Origin of the sequence: Lentilactobacillus laojiaonis (assembly GCF_020616595.1) — a bacterium.
Taxonomy (GTDB): Bacteria; Bacillota; Bacilli; order Lactobacillales; family Lactobacillaceae; genus Lentilactobacillus; species Lentilactobacillus laojiaonis.
Genome location: NZ_CP085278.1, coordinates 941,247 through 964,895, shown reverse-complemented (window position 1 = coordinate 964,895; position 23,649 = coordinate 941,247). Strand labels below are relative to the sequence as shown.

The window sequence follows — 23,649 nt, the reverse complement described above, 5'->3', positions numbered from 1 at the left end:
ACATTAATCGAAACTTTGTTTAGTTTTGAGAGGTCTACTCTCATACAAATAAGTGAGTTACACTTATGGGCCTATAGCTCAGCTGGTTAGAGCGCACGCCTGATAAGCGTGAGGTCGATGGTTCGAGTCCATTTAGGCCCATCACCGACCATAGGCCGGCAGTAACTTGGGGAATTAGCTCAGCTGGGAGAGCACCTGCTTTGCAAGCAGGGGGTCAGCGGTTCGATCCCGCTATTCTCCATTGGCGTAAAGTCAAACTTGGTTCTTTGAAAACTAGATAATATTAATTTTTCTGTAGTAATTATAATAAATATAATTAAACCGAGAACACCGCGTAATTTTGAGTTTTTAACAAGAAAAAATCGCAAATACTCAATAACTAATGCACAACCGTAGGTTGTGAGGTTAAGTTATAAAGGGCGCATGGTGGATGCCTTGGCACTAGGAGCCGATGAAGGACGGAACTAACACCGATATGCTTCGGGGAGCTGTACGTAAGCTTTGATCCGGAGATTTCCGAATGGGGAAACCCAGCAATCTTAGTCGATTGTTACTACTTAATGAATACATAGTTAAGTAGAGGTAGACGTGGGGAACTGAAACATCTAAGTACCCACAGGAAGAGAAAGAAAATTCGATTCCCTAAGTAGCGGCGAGCGAACGGGGAACAGCCCAAACCAATGAGCTTGCTCATTGGGGTTGTAGGACTGAACATTTGAGTTACCAAAGTTATTGATAGCTGAACAACCTGGGAAGGTTGGCCAAAGAAAGTGATAGCCTTGTAGGCGAAATCGATAACTCTCAGTTCAGGATCCTGAGTACGGCGGAACACGTGAAACTCCGTCGGAATCCGGGAGGACCATCTCCCAAGGCTAAATACTCCCTAGTGACCGATAGTGAACCAGTACCGTGAGGGAAAGGTGAAAAGCACCCCGGAAGGGGAGTGAAATAGTTCCTGAAACCATGTGCCTACAAGCAGTTAGAGCCCGTTAATGGGTGATAGCGTGCCTTTTGTAGAATGAACCGGCGAGTTACGGTAACATGCAAGGTTAAGGTGAAAAGCCGGAGCCGCAGCGAAAGCGAGTCTTAATAGGGCGAATAAGTATGTTGCTGTAGACCCGAAACCAGGTGATCTACCCATGTCCAGGCTGAAGGTGCGGTAAAACGCACTGGAGGGCCGAACCCGTGTACGTTGAAAAGTGCTGGGATGAGGTGTGGGTAGCGGTGAAATTCCAAACGAACTTGGAGATAGCTGGTTCTCTCCGAAATAGCTTTAGGGCTAGCCTCGGAATTAGAATCATGGAGGTAGAGCCACTGTTTGGGTAAGGGGTCCGTCATGGATTACTGAGCTCAGATAAACTCCGAATACCATTGATTTATGTCCGGGAGTCAGACGGTGAGTGATAAGATCCATCGTCGAAAGGGGAACAGCCCAGACCACCAGTTAAGGTCCCTAAATATATGCTAAGTGGAAAAGGATGTGGAGTTGCTTAGACAACTAGGATGTTGGCTCAGAAGCAGCCACCATTTAAAGAGTGCGTAATAGCTCACTAGTCGAGTGATTCCGCGCCGAAAATTTACCGGGGCTAAGCATATTACCGAGACTGTGGACATGAACTTTGTTCATGTGATAGGAGAGCGTTCTAAGGGCAATGAAGCTAGACCGTAAGGACTAGTGGAGCGCTTAGAAGTGAGAATGCCGGTATGAGTAGCGAAAGATCAGTGAGAATCTGATCCACCGAACGACTAAGGTTTCCTGGGGAAGGCTCGTCCTCCCAGGGTAAGTCGGGACCTAAGCCGAGGCCAAGAGGCGTAGGCGATGGACAACAGGTTGAGATTCCTGTACTAGTTAATCATGTTTGAGCGATGGAGGGACGCAGGAGGCTAAATTGTGCACACGGCTGGAAATGTGTGTTCAAGCAATAAGTCAGGTTAAGAGTCAAATGCTTTTAACCGGGTTGACAAGTTGTGATGAGGACCGAAATAAAGTAGGGAAGCAATTGACGTCACACTGCCGAGAAAAGCTTCTAGTTAGTGATTAACTACCCGTACCGCAAACCGACACAGGTAGTCGAGGAGAGTATCCTAAGGTGAGCGAGTGAACTCTCGTTAAGGAACTCGGCAAAATGACCCCGTAACTTCGGAAGAAGGGGTGCTGTCCGCAAGGACAGCCGCAGTGAAGAGGCCCAGGCGACTGTTTATCAAAAACACAGGTTTCTGCAAAATCGTAAGATGACGTATAGGGGCTGACGCCTGCCCGGTGCTGGAAGGTTAAGTGGATGAGTTAGCATTTAATGCGAAGCCCAGAAATGAAGCCCCAGTAAACGGCGGCCGTAACTATAACGGTCCTAAGGTAGCGAAATTCCTTGTCGGGTAAGTTCCGACCCGCACGAAAGGCGTAACGATCTGGGCACTGTCTCAACGAGAGACTCGGTGAAATTAAGATACCTGTGAAGAAGCAGGTTACCCGCGACAGGACGGAAAGACCCCATGGAGCTTTACTGTAGCTTGATATTGGGTGTTGATACAGCTTGTACAGGATAGGTAGGAGCCATTGAAGCCGGGACGCTAGTCTCGGTGGAGGCGTTGGTGGGATACTACCCTAGCTGTGTGAACACTCTAACCCGCACCACTTAGCGTGGTGGGAGACAGTGTCAGGTGGGCAGTTTGACTGGGGCGGTCGCCTCCCAAATAGTAACGGAGGCGCCCAAAGGTTCCCTCAGAATGGTTGGAAATCATTCGCAGAGTGTAAAGGCAGAAGGGAGCTTGACTGCGAGACAGACAGGTCGAGCAGGGACGAAAGTCGGGCTTAGTGATCCGGTGGTACCGTATGGAAGGGCCATCGCTCAACGGATAAAAGCTACCCTGGGGATAACAGGCTTATCTCCCCCAAGAGTCCACATCGACGGGGAGGTTTGGCACCTCGATGTCGGCTCATCGCATCCTGGGGCTGTAGTCGGTCCCAAGGGTTGGGCTGTTCGCCCATTAAAGCGGTACGCGAGCTGGGTTCAGAACGTCGTGAGACAGTTCGGTCCCTATCCGTCGCGGGCGCAGGAAATTTGAGAGGAGCTGTTCCTAGTACGAGAGGACCGGAATGGACATACCGCTGGTGTACCAGTTGTTCCGCCAGGAGCATCGCTGGGTAGCTATGTATGGATGAGATAAACGCTGAAAGCATCTAAGTGTGAAACTCGCCTCAAGATGAGATTTCCCATTCCTTTATGGAAGTAAGACCCCTGAGAGATGATCAGGTAGATAGGTTGGAAGTGGAAGCGTAGTGATACGTGGAGCGGACCAATACTAATCGGTCGAGGACTTAACCAATAGAGTTGATTTGGTGTTCTCAATGCGGAAAAATTAATATTAGCTAGTTTTGAGAGAACGAAGTTCTTTCTAGATATATAGTGTGGTGGCGATAGCCAGAAGGATACACCTGTTCCCATGCCGAACACAGTAGTTAAGCTTCTGAACGCCGATAGTAGTTGGGGGATCGCCCCCTGCGAGGGTAGGAAGTTGCCATGCTTTTATTCCGGCATAGCTCAGTTGGTAGAGCACCTGACTGTTAATCAGGTTGTCGACGGTTCGAGCCCGCCTGCCGGAGTTTTGTTGAAATGCTAACTGATTGGTTAGCATTTTTGTTTATATTATAATTTTGCCGACTTAGCTCAGTTGGTAGAGCATCGGTATCGTAAACCGAGGGTCACAGGTTCAAGTCCTGCAGTCGGCATTTATAATTATCGTAAAAAATAAAAAGCAACAGTCAAATTAATTGACTGTTGCTTTTTATTTTTATAATTTTAATTATATTTTTTTCGTACTTAATAATGAAAATAAATTATAAAGGATAAGAAAAATGAAAATAAAAAATATAATTAAAGTATTAATACTATTTGCATTATTTATTATTTATATCAATCGATCTAATTATCTTCATCATTTTATCGTTAATAATAATACTATCTCAGTTACTAAGAAGATGAATCGTAGAATTATAAGGAAAAATCAGACAAAAAATGGAAATTTTAGTAGTTCTAATATTACCGATCTATCAACCTTTAATTTAATGCGACAAAATAAATATAAACAAAATGTAGTCGGTATAATGAGCATACCAAAATTAGAAATGAAAAACTTAATATACAATGGATACGGTGAGAATGGCTATAATATGCTAAATGGAGTATCTACAATGAAACCAAACCAAAGTATGGGAGAACGAAATTATGCCTTAGCCGGACATTATATGCGTTTAAATAGTATTTTTCATAATTTACATTTAGCAAAATATGGTTATAAAGTATATCTAACCGATTTAAAAAATGTCTATGTATATAAAATTATACATAATGGCCAAATTATGGCGAATAATGTAGAAGTTATTGATGATAAAAAGGATCTTAAGGTATTAACAATGATTACTTGTGTAAGTAGCTATCAATCAAATCAACGGACGTTTGTTCAAGCGAAATACCTATATAAAATTTCAGCTAGTCAGCATAATTTAAAAAAGTTTCTTTTGAAAGACTAAATTATTGTGTTTAATTAATTAGTTTTGCTATTATAAATATATATTGAGTAAAGGGGAATAACATTATGAATAATGTATTATTGATTTGTAAAGATGGAATTTCTAGTAAATCTTTATCTGATTCTGCCCGTATATTTATTGAACATTACAATTTACCAATTAATCTAATAACTTCAGATATAGATACTTATGGGGAAGTATCAGATGATTTAGATCTTATATTGGTGGCACCACAAGCTGAATTTAAGAAGCAACAAATTAAAACTAAGCATGTTCCGGTTAAATTAATTCCTGATGATGTTTATGGATGGACCAATGGTGAAAGATTAGTTAAATTCATTAAAAATGAGCTTAATTTAACTAGTGAGGATAATGATGCAACCGTCTAGTGAATCCTTAGCCATGCAGATGCTAATTCAAAGCGGGCATGCCAAAAATATACTTAATAATATTTGGGACGATTTATCGCAACATGAACTTAGTTTGGATTATATTGATAACCAATTAGATAATTCTCATAATTTTCTAATAAATGCTCATAAAGCGCAAAATAAATTATTAGCTGATATTGAAAATATTGAATATTCGGTACTGGTTTGTCATGCTCAGGATACGTTATCTAATACCGAAACTATTCAATTTATAACTGAAAAATTTGTTAATTTATACTTTAAAAAACTAGTAACCAAAAATAAATAGGTTACTAGTTTTTTATTTTAAAATTAGAATTTTTCTCATAAATGTCTTGTTTTATGATATTTTTAGTTATATACTCTTAACATTAATTAAATTTTTGGAGGGTTCTTTATGCAAGAACAGCAAAAGTTAGATCTCGAGAAGATGCAGGATGCATCGTTCTTCGGACAACCGAAGGGGTTGTCAACGTTATTCTTTACTGAGATGTGGGAACGATTTAGTTATTATGGTATGCGTGCTATTTTACTTTACTATATGTATTTTAAAGTATCACAAGGCGGTTTAGGATTTTCACAAACAACCGCTGCTTCGATAATGGCAATTTATGGATCATTAGTTTACTTATCATCAGTTATTGGTGGATATGTAAGTGATCGATTATGGGGTAGTCGTAAGACAGTATTTAATGGTGGTATCTTAATTATGGTCGGACATATCGTCTTAGCCTTACCACTTGGTGCTTACGCTTTATTTGGTTCAATTGCTTTAATTATTTTAGGAACCGGATTTTTAAAACCCAATGTTTCTGAAATGGTAGGTAGTTTATATACTGAATCTGATGGACGAAGAGATTCTGGATTTACTATCTTTGTTTTCGGAATTAACTTAGGATCATTTATTGCTCCACTATTAGTCGGATACTTAGGAATGCACGTTAACTTCCATCTCGGATTTTCTTTAGCTGCTATTGGAATGTTCTTTGGACTTTTGCAATATTACTTAGGTGGTAAGAAGAGTTTACCAAGTCCAAGTTTATATCCCAATGATCCATTAGAACCAGAAGATGCCAAAAAATTATCAATTCGTGTTATTTTAGGAATTGTAGTATTTGCATTAATTGTTTTACTATTTAAATTCATGGGTATTCTTACTATTGATAGTTTTATTACCTTATTAAGTATTTTAGCTATTTTGACACCAATTGTTTACTTCATTATTATTATTACAAGTAAAAAGATTACAGACAAAGAACGTTCAAGAGTTATGGCTTATATTCCACTATTCATTGCTGCAGCAATCTTTTGGGCAATTGAAGAACAAGGATCTGTGGTTTTAGCATTATTTGCTGAAAATCAAGTTAATAACCATTTCTTAGGCTTTACTATTCCAGCTGCTTGGTATCAATCACTAAACCCATTATTCATTATGGCATACACACCATTATTTGCATTATTATGGGTTAAATTAGGTAAAAAACAACCTAGTTCACCAGCTAAATTCGCAACTGGAATGTTAGTAGCCGGATTATCATACTTGTTTATGGTTATTCCAGTTACTATGTTTGGAACTCATTCAAAAATTAGTCCATTATGGTTGGTAGGTAGTTGGGCAATTGTAGAAATTGCTGAATTATTAATCTCTCCAATTGGATTATCAGTTACAACTAAACTAGCTCCAAAGGCTTTTGAATCACAAATGATGAGTATGTGGTTCTTAGCTGATGCAGCTGGTCAAGCAGTTAACTCACAAATCGTTAAATTCTATACACCAGCCAATGAAATTAAATACTTTTCAATAGTTGGTATAGTAGCCATTATTGCCGGAATTATTCTATTTTTCTTAGTAAAACCGGTTAAAAAGTTAATGGAAGGTGTAAATTAAAAAGGTGCCGATTTATCGGCGCTTTTTTTTATACAAAAAAACAACTTTTTTGCTAAAAAGGGTTGACGGTTGCGAGTATTTTTTGTATTATAATATATGTTGATTCGGTGGTAACACCGAGTAGTCATACGGAGGGGTAGCGAAGTCTGGCTAAACGCGGTGGACTGTAAATCCACTCCTTCGGGTTCGGTGGTTCGAATCCACTCCCCTCCATTTATTGGGCTATAGCCAAGCGGTAAGGCAATGGGTTTTGATCCCATCATGCGCTGGTTCGATCCCAGCTAGCCCAATACATAAAGTAGTTTAAACATCATAACCTGGTTATGGTGTTTTTTTATTACTAATTATTAATAAAACCCTTGACTTAGTATATTAATTCTAGTAATATACTATATGTTAATTTGATACATATTATTGGGCTATAGCCAAGCGGTAAGGCAATGGGTTTTGATCCCATCATGCGCTGGTTCGATCCCAGCTAGCCCAACTACGTTTAGTCGTAATTACAATTTAGTAATTACGACTTTTTTTATAACTATTTATATAATATTAAAATAATTTCTAGTTTAAATTATTTTAATAATCAAAAATTATAACTGTTAGTGATATTCCAAGAAAGTTATAATAATACTTAATAACTTAGCAAAGAGGGAATTACTAATGAAAATTGGATTTATCGGATTAGGTTCAATGGCCAAGGCAATTATTCAAGGAATATTAATCTCTAAAGCCAAAATAAATTCTAAAGATATTTTGGTTCACAGCCAACACGCTGATAATTACAAAAACTATGCTCAAGCTTATCAATTAACGCCGATAAGTAGTAATCAAGAATTAATTGATCAAAGTGATTTAATTGTTTTAGCTTTATTACCAAAAGTAGCTGATAAAGTAATTAGCCAACTTACTTTTCCCACTAATCGACCAGTCATTTCAGTAATTTCGGGATTTGATTTACAACATTTAAGTGAATTAACGAATCCTGATCAACCGATTCTACGGACATTACCAAATGTAAATTCAGAATATGGATTAGGAATGACAGCTTATTGTGCTAATCCAACTTTAAAAAATCTTTCAGAACAATTCCAAAAGGCTCTTCAGGTGTTTAGTTTAGGTGGCGAAGTAATTGAATTAAGTGAAGCACAATTTCCAAGTTTTAGTGCAATTTCAGGAAGTGGAGTAGCTTATATTGATTACTTTATTGAGTGCTTGAGTAAAGCTGGGGTTAAGTATGGTTTATCTAAACAACAAGCAATTGAAATTGTTTCTCAAACTATGCTTGGATCAGCTAAAGTAGTTATTGAATCTAAACAATCACCTACTGATATTATCGACAAAGTTAGTTCTCCAGGTGGAGATACCATCAAAGGCTTGCTTAAAATGGAGCAAAAAGGATTCTTAAATGCAGTTATCAAAGGAATCGATGCCACTGTTGAAAGTGCAAATAAAATATCAAAATAATTTGTAAGTTTGGTATATACCGATTATAATTAAGATAATAAGTTAAGGAGGCTATTTATTATGAGTACAGTTTTAAAACATGCAACAATTTATACTGGAGATCGAGTGATTAAGGATGGTTATATTCGATTTGGTGAAAAGATTGAAGCGGTTGGTCCAATGAAAGACTATGTCGCATTACCAGATGATGAAATTGAATATTTACGTGATCGCGTAATTGTACCAGGATTTATTGATGTCCACACTCATGGTGGTTACAGTTATGACACCATGGATGGAAATGCAGAAGAATTAAACAAAATGCTTAATTTAATGGCATTAGAAGGAATTACTAGTATTTTCCCAACTACTATGACTCAATCTAATGACAATATTGATAATTCAATGGCTGCGATTAACGAAGTTGCTAAAACTAACCGTTTAATCCAAGGTGTACATTTGGAAGGTCCTTTTATTGCTTCGATCTTTAAAGGCGCCCAACCTGAAAAATACATTAAAGATCCCGATGTTGCTTTGTTAGATCACTGGAATAAGCTTTCGGGTAATCGAGTAAGATTAATTACATATGCTCCTGAAGATCCTGGATCAAAGGAATTTGAAAGTTATTGTCTATCACATAATATCGTTCCGTCAGTCGGACATAGTAATGCTACTCGTGAGCAACTTTTAGAAAGTAAAGCTTCGCATGTTACTCATTTATATAATGCCCAACGAGAATTTAAACATCGCCAACCAGGGGTAACTGGTCATGCTATGTTAGAAGATAACATTTATGTCGAACTAATTTGCGATGGTTTCCACGTAGTTCCAGACATGATTAAATTAGCATTTGATCAAAAAGGTCCACATAAAATTGAATTAGTTTCTGATTCTATGCGAGCTAAAGGAATTGGTGAAGGTGTCAGTGAATTAGGTGGCCAAAAAGTAATCGTTAAAGATAAACAAGCTCGCCTAGAAAGTGGTAATTTAGCTGGTTCAGTGCTTAGATTTGATGATGCTTTTAAAAATGTTATTCAATTTACCGACTGTTCCATTGAAATGGCTGTGTGGATGAGTTCAACTAATCAAGCTACTGAATTTGGACTATCATCAAAAGGTCATCTTGAAGTGGGCTATGATGCAGATTTAAATGTATTTAGTAAGGAATTGGATTTATTAAATACTTATAGTTATGGAAATAAGCTAAATAAGAATTAGGGGTTGATAAAAGATGGGCTTACCAATTTATATTCAAATTCATAATGAAATTAAAACTAATATTGAAGATGGTAAATGGAAGATTGGAGACCGTATTCCTTCTGAGCGTGAACTATCGATTGATTTTGGGGTAAGTCGAATGACTTTAAGACAGGCAATTCAAACTTTAGTGGATGAAGGAATTTTAGAACGACGGGTTGGATCTGGTACTTATGTAGCCAATCAAAAAGTTCAAGAAAAAATGAGTACCGTTACTAGTTTTACTGATTTGATGTTAGCTCAAAATAAAGTTCCTTCAAGTAAAACAATTTCTTATCATATTATGGAACCTTCTTTAAGTGAAGTGGAGATTTTAGGAATTAAAGAAAATGAACCAGTTTTGAGAATGGAGCGAATTCGTTATGGGGATAATGTGCCAATTTGTTTTGAAGTTGCTACGATTCCCGAAAAATTTATTGATGGTTTAGATAAATCCGAAGTAACTAGCTCTTTATATCAATCACTAGAACAAAAAAATAATATGATAATTGGCAAAGCTCAACAAACGATTTCATCTACTTTAGCTGCCGAAAAAATTGCTGAATATTTGGATATTAAACGAAGTGATCCCATCTTAATGTTACGACAGACCACTTATCTCAAAAATGGAAAGCCATTTGAATACGTAAGAACACAATATGTGGCAGATCGTTTTGAATTTTATTTAGAAAAAGGATAATAAAAAAGGTAATCATTATGATTACCTTTTTTGTTTGATTACTAATTTTAAATATTTAGGTAGTACTGACAATCTAGTAATTCGACTAGGCTCTTTAATTACTCGATATAACCATTCTAAATGCATCTTTTGCCAAATTTGAGGAGCTCGTTTAACATTTCCAGCTAATACGTCAAATGAACCGCCAATTCCCATCCATAGGCCGTTAGCTAAATGTTGGTTATGATAAATAAATTCTTCTTGCTTAGGAAAACCAGTGGCTACAAAAACCATATCGGGTTGGCCGGCTTTAATTTTTTCAATAATAGGGGTATCATCTTTAAAATAACCATCATTAAAACCAATTATTTTAAGATTAGGATAGTTTTGTTGCACCTTTTGAACCACTTTTTTAATAACTTCAGGTTTACTACCCAATAAATAAACGGATTTGTGGTGTTGGTTACCCCAAGTTAGTAAGTTAATAAACAAGTCAAAACCAGTAATTCTTTCTGGAAGTGGGTCCTTAATGATTTTGGATCCCATTACAATTCCAGTGCCATCAGCAGTAATAAAATCAGCAGTTTGAATAATTTTTTTATAACTAGGATGTTGCTTAGCGTACATAACAATCTCTGGATTAGCAGTAACTACAAAAGTTTTTTGATGTTGATCAATTCTTTTATGTAACTGATTGGTAAATTGGTTAAAGGTGGTATTGATGAAATTAATATCTAATATCTTAACTGAGTTAGTTGTCATTAGGGAGAACCTTTCATAATAAATAATTGTTGAAATGATTATAAGTTTGCAAGTTTGTGATAAAATAATTTGTAACTACAGGAGGATGTCCATGTTAGATCAAAATAAATTAACCCTACATACCGATGCATATGAATTAAATATGATGGATACTTATTTTGAAAAAGGGATGCATAATCGACATGCCGTTTTTGAAGTGTATTTTAGAAATTTACCATTTGGAAATGGATATGCAGTCTTTGCAGGATTACAACACATTATTGAATATATCAAAAACATTAAGTTTACAGATGATGATATCAAATATTTAAACGAAGTATATGATTTTTCAGAATCTTTTTTAAATTACTTAAGAAATTTCAAATTTACAGGAACAATTCGTTCAGCTCTAGAAGGTGATTTAGTTTTTAATAACGAACCGATCCTTCAAGTAGAAGGTGGTTTAGCGGAATGCCAATTAATCGAAACCGCAATTTTAAATATCGTTAATTATCAAACCTTAATTGCTACTAAAGCTTCTAGAATTAGAACTGCGGCCGGTAAAGATCCATTACTGGAATTTGGTAGCCGTAGAGCCCAAGAGACGTCAGCGGCCATTTGGGGCACCCGAGCTGCCTTAATTGGTGGATTTGATGCGACTTCTAATGTATTAGCTGGTAAAGAATTTGGAATTCCGATTAGTGGAACCCACGCTCATTCTATGGTGGAAGCCTTTGGTAATGATTATGATGCTTTTAAGGCTTACGCCGAAACGCATTATGATTGCTGCTTTTTAGTAGATACTTTTGATACCTTAAAAAGTGGTATTCCTAACGCAATTAAAGTTGCTGATGAAATGGGCAATAAAATTAACTTTTTAGGTATTCGCATTGATTCTGGAGATATGGCTTACCTTTCTAAAAAAGTTCGAGAAATGTTAGATAATGCTGGCTATCCTAATGCCAAAATTTATGCATCAAATGATTTAGATGAAGATACAATTAATAGTTTGAAAATGCAACACGCTAAAATTGATGTTTGGGGAGTGGGAACTAAAGTAATCACTTCCTTTGATCAACCTGCTTTAGGAGCAGTATATAAATTAGTTTCAATGGAAAATGATCAAGGTGAAATGGAAGATCGCATCAAGATTTCTGGAAATGCCGAAAAAATTTCTACTCCCGGTAAAAAGCAAGTTTGGAGAATTACCGATAAAGCAGATGGTAAATCTGAAGGAGACTATATTACTCTAGCGGATGAAAATCCTAATGATGAAGCATCATTATATATGTTCCATCCTCAATATACTTATATTAATAAGGAAGTTCAGAATTTTGATGCTCGTCCAGTATTACAAGATATCGTTAAAGACGGTAAATTAATTTATGAATTACCTAATATTCAACAAATTAAGAAATTTGCAGATAAATCATTATCAGCTCTTTGGCCCGAATACAAACGTGAGTTAAATCCTGAAGATTATCCAGTTGATTTATCCAAAAAATGTTGGGACAATAAAAATATGATTATTAATCGAGTGCATTCATATATTAATAAGATAAAATACTAAGTGAGGCACTGTAAGATGAGACCACAACAAGCAAAAATTATTCAAGATTTAAGAGTACAACCAACGATTGATCCTAAAATTGAAATTCGTAAAAGTATTGATTTTATGAAAGATTATTTAAAAAAATATCCTTTTTTGAAAACCTTAGTTTTAGGAATTTCTGGAGGACAAGATTCAACGTTAGCAGGTAAACTAGCTCAAATGGCCATTCAAGAACTTCGTGATGAAACTGGTAAGTATTCTTACCAATTTATTGCGGTTCGATTACCTTATGGAGTTCAAGCAGATGAATCCGATGCTTTGGATGCTATTAAATTTATGCAAGCCGATCAGACTATGGTAGTGGACATTAAACCAGCTACTGACCAGATGTTAGTCCAATTGGAAAATAATCATTTGGAAGTGTCTGATTTTAATAAGGGAAACATTAAAGCTAGACAGCGTATGATTGCTCAATTTGGAATTGCTGGAACTACCAGTGGAGCAGTCTTGGGAACCGATCATGCCGCTGAAGCAGTGACTGGTTTTTATACCAAGTTTGGAGATGGAGCAGCCGATATTACTCCTTTATGGCGTTTGGATAAACGTCAGGGTCGCCAAATGCTTGAGTATTTAAATGCTCCTAAACATCTCTACGAAAAAGTTCCTACAGCTGATTTAGAGGAAGATCGTCCGGCATTACCGGATGAAATTGCTTTAGGGGTTACCTATAATGAAATTGATGATTATTTAGAAGGTAAGGCCGTTGAGGAACTAGTAGCCCAACGAATTGAAAATTGGTATCACAAAACCATGCACAAACGTCATTTACCAATTAATATCTATGATGACTTTTGGAAGTAAGTTTTAAATACTTTATTAATAATTAGAAATTTCAGATTCAAACTCCATATAAATATTTAACTATTGAATATAATTAGTAAAGAAATATTTTTATTTGGTGAATGAATATTGGAATGAAAGGAAGATTTAAATGAAAAGAAATGACTATGCAACTTATACAAAGGTTCTAACTGATGTAATTGATAGTACTACCAAAAATGGTGAGGATTTAAATGACGATTATGAATTAATAAAAAAATCTATGGATAGTGATTCTGTTGCTCAATTAGATACCGATGAATTATCTCGCATCAAAAAACATTTTCAAGATGGTACGGATCGTTATCAAGAAAATGTTAATAAACTACAAAATTTAAAAGTTCCCGTCAAATTAATGGGTAAAAATACTCAATTAATTAATGCATATAAAGAATATGCTCAAGCTTGTCAAGATATGACAGATAGTATTGATGCTTCAAACCAAAAGGTTGATGTAGCCAAATTCCAACAATCTGAAAAAGATCAAGAAGCCGCAATTGGAAAGGTTTCTAATACTACCGGAAGAATTATGAATTCCTTATAAAATAAAAAGGAGATGCTTAGGTATCTCTTTTTTGTTTGGGTAAATTTTATGATGCTATAATTAATAATAACTAAAGCGAATGGTGGAGGAATCAAATGACTTTTAATTTAATCGAGGAAGTTCATCAGTCATTATCGGGGATTAATACCCAACAAATTAAAGCAACCTTAGAAATGCTAAACGATGGGGATACGGTACCATTTATTGCTAGATATCGTAAAGAACGGACGCATAATTTAGATGAGGTTCAAATTCGTGATATTCAAGAAATCGCGCATAAGGTAACCACGCTAAATAACCGTAAGGATGAGGTTACTAAAAAAATTTCTGAACAGGGAATGTTAACTAAGCAACTGCAAACCGAAATTAATCAAGCAACCAATTTACAACAGGTTGAGGACTTATATTTGCCCTATAAACAAAAACGTCGAACTAAGGCAGCTATTGCTAAGGAACAAGGCCTAGAGCCACTAGCTCAAGCTGTATTAAAATTTAATAATCATTTATCTGAAAAAATTAATCAAGCGATTGATCCTAACCAGGATTTAGCTGATCGGGATAGTGTGATTACTGGAATTCACGAAATTTTATCAGAATATATCAGTGAACAAGCTAGTTTTAGAAAATGGATTCGTGGATATACTAAGCAGACGGGATTATTAGTTTCAAAAGTAAAGCGAAATGGGAAAGCTGAGGATGAAAAACAGGTTTATCAACAATATTATGATTTTGAAGAATTAATTAAGACAGTGCCATCCTTTAGAGTACTGGCAATTAATCGAGGAGAAAAATCCGCCATACTTACGGTTAAGATTAAAGTTGATGAAATTAAAATTAATCAGTATTTACATCATCAACTGGTTAAATCTGAAAATAACTTAGCTCAACAATTGATAGACGATGCAATTGGAGATGCTTACAGTCGGTTCATCGGTCCGGCAATTGAACGAGAAATTCGTAAGGAATTAACTGAAATTGCAGATCGACACGCCATTGATGTATTTGGTAACAACTTATATAACTTATTAATGCAAGCTCCGTTAAAAGGTAAAATCGTGATGGGATTTGACCCGGCTTATCGTACTGGTTGCAAGTTAGCCATAATGGATCAAAATGGAGCCTTTTTAGCTAAAAAGGTAATCTATCCTCATAAACCAGCTAGTGAAGCTAAACGTAAACAAGCCATGCCAGAATTTATTGACTTTGTTGAAAAATATCACGTTGAAATGATTGCTATTGGTAATGGGACTGCCAGCCGAGAGTCAGAATTATTTGTAGCAGAAGCAATTAAAAAAATCGGCTATCCAGTTTATTACGTAATTACTAATGAAGCAGGAGCTTCTGTATATTCGGCCAGTAAAGTTGCCCGAGAAGAGTTCCCTGACTTTAATGTTGAAGAACGTTCAGCAGTAAGTATTGGTAGAAGAATTCAGGACCCATTGGCAGAACTAGTCAAAATTGACCCCCAGTCTATCGGAGTTGGTCAATATCAACATGATGTATCTCAAAAAAATTTAACTCAAAAATTAGATCAAGTAGTTGAAACGGCTGTTAATCAAGTGGGAATTGATTTAAATTCCGCTAGTCCAGACTTGTTAACGCATATTTCCGGTCTAAGTAAAACTGTGGCTAATAATATTGTTAAGTATCGTTTAGATAATGGTAAATTTATTAAGCGCAGCCAATTACAACAAGTTCCTCGGTTGGGTCCTAAAGCCTATGAGCAATCGGTAGGATTTTTAAGGATCATTGATGGCAATAATCCATTAGATAATACGGATATTCATCCAGAAAACTACACGTTAGCTAAAAAAATTCTAGCAATGTATCATTTTGATTTAAAAGACTTAGGATCTGAAGAGCTTGCTGCCGTATTAGCTAAAGTCGATTTAGATTCATTAGCTGATCAACTGGAAATTGGTAAAGTAACCTTAGTTGATATTATTAAAGGATTAATTACCCCAGGTCGTGATGTGCGTGACAATATGAATTCACCTTTGTTAAGACAAGATGTGTTATCGATGGAAGATTTAAAAGTTGGAATGCAATTAAAGGGTACCGTTAGAAACGTAGTAGATTTTGGAGTTTTTGTGGATATTGGTGTGAAACAGGATGGATTAGTGCATATTTCTCAATTAACTGATCAATTTATTAAAAACCCTGCTGAAGTAGTTTCGGTTGGTGAAATTGTTAATGTCTGGGTAACTGCCGTTGATTTGGATCGTCAAAGAATTCAACTTACTATGATCGAACCTAAGGAAGGTTAGTGATTAATAATTGTCAGATCAAGAATTACAACAGCTAATTGAAAAAATTTCTATTAGTGAATTTAAGCGGGAATTTAAACATCAAGCAACTTTTAATAACCGCTTAAAAACTACCGGAGGTCGATATCATATAAAAAATCATAATATTGATATTAATCCTAAATTTATTCACCATCCGCAAATTTTAATTGGAATAATTAAGCACGAACTTTGCCACTATCATTTGCACTTAGCAGGTCAATCGGGACGGCATAGTACTAAAGAGTTTAAACAATTACTAAATAAAGTTGGTGGATTAAGGTATGTACCGTCAATTGATTCACCAAAGTATAAATATATTTATGAATGTGTAAAATGCCATCAAAAATATTATCGCCAAAGAAAAATCAATTTAAAATTAAGATGTTGTGGAAAATGTCGTGGAAACATAATATTTAAAAATGTAACTTGATTGATTATAATTAGTACTAAGCAAAACAATTTTGAAAGGTGGTACTCTTGATGGGAAAAATCATTGTTCGAGTTCCGGCAACTTCTGCAAATCTAGGCTCAGGGATGGATTCAATTGGTATTGCATTTCATTTATACTTTACTGTAATTGTTGAAGAAGAAATGGACAAATGGCAAGTTAATCATGCTCAAGGTAAGGGAATTCCAACCGATGAACGTAATTTAATTGTTCAATCCATTTTAAAAGTTAATCCTACCATTCATCCGCATCAATTAACTGTTATTTCCGATGTTCCAGTAACACATGGACTAGGATCTAGTACAACTGCGGTAGTAGCAGGAATTAAAATTGCCAATGCTTTAGGAGATATGAATTTATCAATTGAAGAACAAATTAATATGGGTGCCAAGATGGAAGGCCATGCTGAAAGTGTCTCAGCAGCCCTATTAGGTAATATGGTTGCTTCAACATATGATGGAAAAATAGCAACTGCCGTTGATGTTAAAATGCCGGATGATTTAGGTGCATTAATGTATATCAGACCAGATGGTATTAGCGAAAAAGACAGCCGAGCTAAGTTACCTAAAGATATTAATTTGATGCAAGCAGTTTACTCAAGTAGTACTGCTAACGTGTTTTTAGCCCTAGCTAGCCAAGGAAAATGGGAACAGGCCTTACCTTTTGTAGAAAATGATCAATTTCATGAACCTTATCGAAAAGACTTAGTTCCCGAATTAGATCAAATTCGCGAAATAGCTCATAAATTGGGAATTTATGGAACTTATTTGAGTGGAGCTGGTCCTACTATAGCTACCATATCAAACAAAAATAAACTATCAGAATTGCGTATTGAATTACAAAAAATCAATTTAAATGGCAGCCTTCGAATTCTAGATATCGATAACGTGGGTGCAACCCTTCGTGGCGAGTAATTATTTTAATAAACATATTGAATTATATATTTAATCTTGATATAATTTTATATGTTGATGCGGCCATGGCGGAATTGGCAGACGCGCAAGATTAAGGATCTTGTCGGGATTATCCCGGTGGAGGTTCGAATCCTCTTGGCCGCATATAGATATACTTAAATTTATAAAGTATCAAAAAAAGCCTACAAATGTAGGCTTTTTATTTTTGTCTAATTTATTAGAGATAAAAACAGGAACTAAGATCTTAGTTCCTGCTAAAGTTATTAAATTTAATTACGAGGTTTCATTTCATCTTGCATAAACCAGCGATGATTCATCATTGGTTTTTGTCCTTCGTAGGCGGGCACGTCAACAATATAGATGTTGCCTTCTTGTGAATCAACAATGGTAGCTTCAGCGCCTCTCATACCTGGCATATGGTTAGCTTCGATAGTTATTTTAGACCCAATCGAAAGGGCTGGGGAGTCATCAGTTTCACCTTTGATCTCACGTTGAATTATCCATTTGTGATCTTTAACTAGTGTATGGTCGTTGGTGGTATAAAAATCAACGGCATAGGCCCGAGTATTATATCCTGCCACGATCGTAGCAGGGGCACCTTTCATTTTCATTACCATATGAGCCATAACGTGATCTACTAAAAGAGTAACGGAATCGCCTTTCTTAAAATTAGGAGCTTGGGCAACCATTAACCCCTCTAAAGGTACTTGGTCATTGGGATTATAGTTAGAATTATTCATTTGATTATCCATATCCATAGCAAAAGCCTCCTTAATAATCACTAGTTGGATAGTACTAATATATCATCCATATATATAAAATTGCTAAAAAAAGCTTCCCATTTTCGGGAAGCTTTTTTTAATTGGTAAATAATAATTTAATACAATATAGAGCACTGATACCTACTAAAATATAAATGATTCTAGAAATGATACCAGCTGCACCACCAAATAATGCAGCTACTAGGTCCCATTGAAAGACTCCTACTAATAACCAGTTAATACCACCAATGATTAGTAAGACTAAAGCAATGTAGTCTAAAGTTTTCATAGCAATTACCTCCTGATGTCTATATTGAAAATAATTTACCATAATCAAGATTAACACTTATAAGGAATTAATTAAAAGATTAAGCCTTAATCAATTCCTTAATCTTAGGAGTTAAAGCTAGTAATACAAACGCTGCTATGATAGAAACAAGCCCAATGATACTAAAGTACATAACTTCATTATTAGGGGTATATAATCTTACGATTTGTGAGTTAAATGCTTGTGCACAAGCATTACCTAAAAACCACATACTCATCATTTGAGATTTAAAGGCTTTAGGAGATAGTTGAGAAGTAATCGAAAGACCAATTGGAGAAATTAGTAATTCACCAATTTCGAGGATGGCCCAACTTAGTACTAACCATAAAGGACTAACCTTGGCACTGGCACCAAAAAGTGCGACGGGAATGGCCATGACAGCAAATGATAGCCCACTAAAAATTAAGCTAAGTGCAAATTTAGTTGGAGCACTAGGTTGGTGTTTTCCTAATTTAGTCCATAAAATGGCAAAAATTGGAGAATAGATAATAATAAATAGGGGATTTAATGATTGAAATTGTCCAGCTTGTAAATGAAGGCTACCAATATTTAATTGAGTTTGGTCTTCGGCAAATAATGCTAGGACAACCCCGCCTTGTTCCACAATAATACAAAATAAAATTTCACAAATAAACAGTGGTAAATAGGCTTTTAAGTGTAGTTTTTCGGTCTTAGTAACTTTCTTACTATTAAACATATTGATTAGATAGTATACCGGCAAAAATATCCCAATAATGGTAAAAATTAAGATAACTACATTAGCAGTAAGTAAATTAGTTAATTTAAGGGCTAATAGCACAATCAAAATAAATACTATTGCTAAAGTTAATTTTTTAATGAGAGAATTTTTTTCGGCCTTAGTTAGTGGATTAGTAACGGTCTTACTAAGGACTGGTAAATTTTTAATTTGTAAAATGTAACCAATAAGTCCAAAACCCATTCCAATCGCAGCTAATAAAAATCCCATGTGGTAATTATAGGTTTGACCGACAAAGGATACTACTAATGGAGCAATTAATGAACCTAAGTTAATTCCCATCACAAAGATACTAAATGCGGAGTCTCGTTTATGAGGATCGTTAACGTATAGCGAACCGACAGTTTCAGAAACGTTTGGCTTAAGTAATCCGGTACCAATGGTAATGAAAATAATTGATAAGATTAACCCATTTAATCGCATTGGCATTGATAAAAATATATGACCCATCATAATAAGGATACCGCCGTAAAGTACGGATTTAGCACTACCAATTAAACGATCACTAACATATCCACCAATGGCACTAGTCATATATACTAATGATCCATAAATGGCCATAATCGAGGTAGCTAATTTTACATCTAAACCTAAGCCTCCTTGGCTAATGGCAGTGTACATGTAGTAAAGTAAAATAGCTCGCATACCATAGTAACTGAATCTTTCCCAAAATTCGGTCATAAAAAGTGTTCTTAGAGTTCCCGGATGACCAAAAAATTTCCGTGGATACTTATTATCTTTATTAATATCTTGCTGATCCATTAAAAAACCTCCAATAAAATAAAAAATCCATTAGAATTTAATCGACAATGGTCAAATCTAATGGAAGGGTATTAAAGGTTTTTAATTTAATTCAGCTGAGTGCCCCTATTAGATTTGATTAACATATCTAATAGGTTGCATCATAAAATTGCCAGCTATTAGATACGAACATTGTCGTTTAATGCCCGTATCTAACAGTTTAGGTTACGGACATGCTCTAATAGCTAAGCCAGGCAGTAATATTTAATTGTAATTTAGATGTGTATAGCATTAAACTCACTCCTGTATTAGAATATGATTAACTATAACATACTCATTTTAAAATTGCACTGTAAATTTTAAAATGAGTATGTGGAATTTTATGGTATTCTAAATTTAATAAAAAAGTTAGAGGGTAATTTAAAATGCAAAATTTTAATTTTAAAAACTCGACCGACATCCGTTTCGGTACTGATCATATTGATAACGAATTGCGTGAAAGTGTTGAACAATTTGGAAAAAATGTTTTATTAGTTTATGGGGGCCAATCAATTAAGAAGTCAGGTTTGTATGATCGCATTATGAACTTACTTAAGGGATTAAATATTACTGAATTACCAGGGATTGAACCTAATCCTAAAATTGCTTCAATTCGAGAGGGACAAAAATTAACCAAGTCTAATGATATTGATGTAATTTTAGCAGTTGGTGGTGGTTCAGTTATTGATGCAAGTAAAGTCATTGCTTCTTCTAAGTTCTATGACGGCGATCCATGGGACTTTGTAGATCGTGATAATCCTACTAACCGTATGGGAATTGATCAATTACCAGTAATTGATATTTTAACTTTAGCAGCAACTGGAACAGAAATGAATGTTAACTCAGTTATTTCTAATCCAGAAGTTAATCAAAAATTAGGTACTAAGGGTCCCAATTCTCCAGCTATTTCATTTTTAGATCCTACATTAACTTATACAGTTTCTGCTTATCAAACAGCCGCTGGCTCAATTGATATTTTTAGTCATTTAACGGAACAATATTTTGATAGTGCTAAGGATAATGATATTTCTAAAGGGATGATTGAAGGACTCATGCGTGCGGTTATTAAATGGGCACCAGTTGCCATTGATGAACCTGATAACTATGAAGCGCGTGCCAATTTAATGTGGGCTTCAACAATGGCTTTAAATGGAATTGTTAGAACTGGAACGCAAAATACCTGGTCGGCTCACCCGATGGAACATGAACTTTCGGCATATTATGATATTACGCATGGAATTGGTTTAGGAATTTTAACTCCTCGCTGGATGAAATTAATTTTAAATAAGGATACTGTGGCATTATTTGCTCGATTTGGTCGTAATGTTTGGGACATCCAAGGACAAGATGATCAAAATACCGCTGAATTAGCTATTCAAAAAACCTACGAATGGATTAGTTCCTTAAATGCTCCAATGACATTACCAGAGGTGGGTATTGAGGATACTTCAAAATTTGATGAAATGGCTATGGAGGCTGTTAAATATGGTTCATTAGATACTAAGGCTTATGTCAAACTTAGTGTTGATGATGTAAAAAATATTTTTAAAGCTTCGATGCTAACAATGGGATTTTAAATTATAAAAAGCCTACAAACTTAAGTTTGTAGGCTTTTTATTTGCCTAGATAGTTAAATTTGTTTTTAATAATAGTTAACTATGACTAGTAAAGGAGTGAGTAAATTGGAAAATGCTAAAAAAGAGGAAGTCACCCTGAAAAAAATGTTTGAATTTGTTTTCAATCAGGTATTGCGTAGACGGGGATTATTAATTTTAAATGTTTTAGCGTTAATTATAATTTCGTTATTAGAATTTGTAATTCCCCAGTTTGAACAATATATTATTGATAAAGTAATTCCCAAACAAGATGTCAATTTATTATTTAAGGTCATCGTAATTTTGTTACTAACGGCGATAGTTTTGGGGATTTTAAACTATGTATCTACATACTACATGGGAGTAATGAGTCAAAACGCAATAACAGGATTAAGAAACCAACTATATAGTTATATATTAAAATTAGATACAAGCTTTTTTCAATCCAGTAAGACGGGAGACTTAATGGTTAGGTTAACTAACGATATTAGTAATTTACAAAGTTTAATTTCTGCAAACATGTTATCGATGATTGGCAGTATTTTTACATTTATCTTTGTTTGGGTATATATATTTATTATTAACTGGCCAATGGCTATTGCGGTAACGGTAACTTTTCCACTTATGTTTATGATTTATCGAGTTTTTAGAAATCGGATTCGAGCAGCTTTTAAGGCCGCCCGTTTATCTCAAGCTCAAATGTCAAATCAAATGCAAAATACCTTAACCCAAATAAATCTAATTAAAAGTTACACTAACGAAGATTTAGAAGAAGATAATTTTAATGACATAGCTAGTCAAAATAAAAATGATATGATTAACGCTACTCAAAATCAGGCAATTTTTTCACCACTAATTGATTTTGTTAATTATTTGGGTGTAGCGATTATATTAGCTTTAGGAGCTTATTTTGTAATTCGACAAGAGTTAACGATTGGTCAATTAGTCGCATATTTAAGCTATGTGGCCATGCTTCAAAGTCCAATTCGAGCCTTTACACGAATCTTAAATCAACTCCAGCAATCCTTAGTGTCGTATGGCCGAATTATGGATATCTTGGCTATTATTCCCACCATTAATAATTCTAATAATGTATCTCAATTTCCAGTTATTAAAGAGGGAATTAATTTAAAAGATGTATCATTTACTTATCCCATCGATCATTTATTAGATGAAAATGCAGCTTTAGTAGCTGTTGAAGATGTTACTTTTAAAATTCCATATGGTAAAACAACTGCATTAGTCGGCCATTCGGGCTCAGGTAAAAGTACTCTAACGAAATTAATTGATCGTTTATATGATGTGGATAGTGGTGAAATTAGTTTTGATAATTTAAATATTAAAGATATCGATATTAAGTCTTTAAGAGAAAATATTTCAATTGTATCCCAAGATAGTTATATGATTGATGGTTCAATTAAAGAAAATATTAGGTATGGAAAACGTGATGCAAGTGATCAAGAAATTTGGCAAGCTGCTAAATTAGCTGATATAGCTGATTATATTGATAGCTTACCGGAAAAGATGGAAACTCAGGTTGGGGAGCGCGGAGTTAAGTTATCGGGCGGACAGAAACAAAGAATTTCGATTGCACGAGCTTTAATTAAAGATGCCCAAATCGTTATTTTAGATGAGGCTACGGCAAGTCTAGATAATGAATCTGAAAAGACCATTCAAAAAGCCTTAGAAAATCTAATGCAAAGTAGGACTTCATTAGTTATTGCGCATCGTTTGTCGACCATTCATAATGCTGATCAAATCGTAGTTATGGATAGTGGTCATGTTATTGAAATTGGTAATCATCAAACACTGATGCAAAAAAATGGGGCTTATGCTAGATTGTACAATTCACAATTTGAGTAATAAATAAAAGCCAGC

19 protein-coding genes, 8 tRNA genes and 2 rRNA genes are annotated in these 23,649 nt (G+C 35.2%); 25 read left to right on the top strand and 4 right to left on the bottom strand.

The genetic code is table 11. The features are described from left to right. Positions 1-67: 67 nt before the first annotated feature. From LHL71_RS05065 to LHL71_RS04990, 16 genes are all read left to right on the top strand, one after another. A tRNA-Ile gene (locus tag LHL71_RS05065) sits at positions 68-141 on the top strand. A 27-nt stretch (positions 142-168) separates the two neighbouring features. Beyond that, positions 169-241: transfer RNA gene (locus tag LHL71_RS05060), tRNA-Ala, on the top strand. A gap of 162 nt (positions 242-403) precedes the next feature. After that, positions 404-3,324, top strand: a 23S ribosomal RNA gene (locus tag LHL71_RS05055). An 81-nt stretch (positions 3,325-3,405) separates the two neighbouring features. Next, a 5S ribosomal RNA gene (rrf, locus tag LHL71_RS05050) occupies positions 3,406-3,522 on the top strand. A 6-nt stretch (positions 3,523-3,528) separates the two neighbouring features. Then, a tRNA-Asn gene (locus LHL71_RS05045) sits at positions 3,529-3,601 on the top strand. A gap of 53 nt (positions 3,602-3,654) precedes the next feature. Then, positions 3,655-3,727 (top strand) — tRNA-Thr (locus tag LHL71_RS05040). A 126-nt stretch (positions 3,728-3,853) separates the two neighbouring features. Beyond that, positions 3,854-4,528, top strand: a complete 675-nt coding sequence (locus tag LHL71_RS06460) for a class A sortase (RefSeq protein ID WP_347339031.1) — start codon at positions 3,854-3,856, stop codon at positions 4,526-4,528. 65 nt (positions 4,529-4,593) lie between these two features. Beyond that, entirely contained in the window at positions 4,594-4,917 is a 324-nt protein-coding gene (locus LHL71_RS05030; RefSeq protein ID WP_227360727.1) for a PTS sugar transporter subunit IIB, read from the top strand. Continuing rightward, complete coding sequence (locus LHL71_RS05025; protein ID WP_227360726.1) at positions 4,904-5,227, top strand: PTS lactose/cellobiose transporter subunit IIA; 324 nt, start codon at positions 4,904-4,906, stop codon at positions 5,225-5,227. Before LHL71_RS05030 ends, LHL71_RS05025 begins: the two co-directional genes overlap by 14 nt. A gap of 108 nt (positions 5,228-5,335) precedes the next feature. Next, complete coding sequence (locus LHL71_RS05020; RefSeq protein ID WP_227360725.1) at positions 5,336-6,826, top strand: peptide MFS transporter; 1,491 nt, start codon at positions 5,336-5,338, stop codon at positions 6,824-6,826. Positions 6,827-6,956: 130 nt separating this feature from the next. Further along, positions 6,957-7,039: transfer RNA gene (locus tag LHL71_RS05015), tRNA-Tyr, on the top strand. A gap of 5 nt (positions 7,040-7,044) precedes the next feature. After that, positions 7,045-7,116 (top strand) — tRNA-Gln (locus tag LHL71_RS05010). Positions 7,117-7,241: 125 nt separating this feature from the next. Beyond that, positions 7,242-7,313: transfer RNA gene (locus tag LHL71_RS05005), tRNA-Gln, on the top strand. A 173-nt stretch (positions 7,314-7,486) separates the two neighbouring features. Next, positions 7,487-8,290 carry a pyrroline-5-carboxylate reductase gene (gene proC / locus LHL71_RS05000; protein WP_227360724.1) on the top strand — a complete coding sequence of 268 codons (804 nt, stop codon included), beginning with the start codon at positions 7,487-7,489 and terminating at the stop codon, positions 8,288-8,290. Positions 8,291-8,350: 60 nt separating this feature from the next. After that, positions 8,351-9,487 carry an N-acetylglucosamine-6-phosphate deacetylase gene (gene nagA / locus LHL71_RS04995; RefSeq protein WP_227360723.1) on the top strand — a complete coding sequence of 379 codons (1,137 nt, stop codon included), beginning with the start codon at positions 8,351-8,353 and terminating at the stop codon, positions 9,485-9,487. A 13-nt stretch (positions 9,488-9,500) separates the two neighbouring features. Continuing rightward, entirely contained in the window at positions 9,501-10,205 is a 705-nt protein-coding gene (locus LHL71_RS04990; protein WP_227360722.1) for a GntR family transcriptional regulator, read from the top strand. Positions 10,206-10,226: 21 nt separating this feature from the next. Here the strand turns inward: LHL71_RS04990 and LHL71_RS04985 are convergent, their stop codons facing one another. After that, positions 10,227-10,946 (bottom strand): WecB/TagA/CpsF family glycosyltransferase, encoded by a 720-nt coding sequence (locus tag LHL71_RS04985; protein ID WP_227360721.1) that lies wholly within the window; start codon positions 10,944-10,946, stop codon positions 10,227-10,229. Between the two features lie 85 nt (positions 10,947-11,031). On the opposite strand from LHL71_RS04985, the gene LHL71_RS04980 reads away from it, so the two are divergent. The 7 genes from LHL71_RS04980 (at position 11,032) to LHL71_RS04950 (ending at position 17,694) form a co-directional block, all read left to right on the top strand. Beyond that, positions 11,032-12,495, top strand: a complete 1,464-nt coding sequence (locus LHL71_RS04980; RefSeq protein WP_430689980.1) for a nicotinate phosphoribosyltransferase — start codon at positions 11,032-11,034, stop codon at positions 12,493-12,495. A gap of 15 nt (positions 12,496-12,510) precedes the next feature. After that, positions 12,511-13,338, top strand: coding sequence for an NAD(+) synthase (gene nadE / locus LHL71_RS04975; RefSeq protein WP_227360719.1), 828 nt, complete (start codon positions 12,511-12,513; stop codon positions 13,336-13,338). 130 nt (positions 13,339-13,468) lie between these two features. Further along, positions 13,469-13,900 (top strand): hypothetical protein, encoded by a 432-nt coding sequence (locus tag LHL71_RS04970; RefSeq protein ID WP_227360718.1) that lies wholly within the window; start codon positions 13,469-13,471, stop codon positions 13,898-13,900. Between the two features lie 95 nt (positions 13,901-13,995). Next, the gene (locus tag LHL71_RS04965; RefSeq protein WP_227360717.1) at positions 13,996-16,167 is read left to right on the top strand and encodes a Tex family protein; all 2,172 of its coding nucleotides are present in this window, start codon (positions 13,996-13,998) and stop codon (positions 16,165-16,167) included. Between the two features lie 10 nt (positions 16,168-16,177). Continuing rightward, positions 16,178-16,618: a SprT family protein gene (locus tag LHL71_RS04960; protein ID WP_227360716.1), complete on the top strand. Its 441-nt coding sequence runs from the start codon at positions 16,178-16,180 to the stop codon at positions 16,616-16,618. A gap of 50 nt (positions 16,619-16,668) precedes the next feature. Then, the gene (gene thrB / locus LHL71_RS04955; RefSeq protein WP_227360715.1) at positions 16,669-17,550 is read left to right on the top strand and encodes a homoserine kinase; all 882 of its coding nucleotides are present in this window, start codon (positions 16,669-16,671) and stop codon (positions 17,548-17,550) included. 59 nt (positions 17,551-17,609) lie between these two features. After that, positions 17,610-17,694, top strand: a tRNA-Leu gene (locus tag LHL71_RS04950). 125 nt (positions 17,695-17,819) lie between these two features. On the opposite strand, the gene LHL71_RS04945 is transcribed toward LHL71_RS04950, so the two are convergent. The 3 genes from LHL71_RS04945 to LHL71_RS04935 form a co-directional block, all read right to left on the bottom strand. Further along, entirely contained in the window at positions 17,820-18,308 is a 489-nt protein-coding gene (locus LHL71_RS04945; protein ID WP_227360714.1) for a DUF1541 domain-containing protein, read from the bottom strand. Positions 18,309-18,408: 100 nt separating this feature from the next. Then, complete coding sequence (locus tag LHL71_RS04940) at positions 18,409-18,600, bottom strand: DUF378 domain-containing protein (protein ID WP_227360713.1); 192 nt, start codon at positions 18,598-18,600, stop codon at positions 18,409-18,411. Positions 18,601-18,679: 79 nt separating this feature from the next. Next, positions 18,680-20,158: a peptide MFS transporter gene (locus LHL71_RS04935; RefSeq protein WP_227360712.1), complete on the bottom strand. Its 1,479-nt coding sequence runs from the start codon at positions 20,156-20,158 to the stop codon at positions 18,680-18,682. Positions 20,159-20,562: 404 nt separating this feature from the next. Here LHL71_RS04935 and LHL71_RS04930 point away from each other — a divergent pair, with 404 nt between their 5' ends. Both LHL71_RS04930 and LHL71_RS04925 read left to right on the top strand, forming a co-directional pair. Continuing rightward, entirely contained in the window at positions 20,563-21,753 is a 1,191-nt protein-coding gene (locus LHL71_RS04930) for an iron-containing alcohol dehydrogenase (protein ID WP_227360711.1), read from the top strand. Positions 21,754-21,834: 81 nt separating this feature from the next. Next, the gene (locus LHL71_RS04925) at positions 21,835-23,634 is read left to right on the top strand and encodes an ABC transporter ATP-binding protein (protein WP_227360710.1); all 1,800 of its coding nucleotides are present in this window, start codon (positions 21,835-21,837) and stop codon (positions 23,632-23,634) included. Positions 23,635-23,649: the final 15 nt, after the last annotated feature.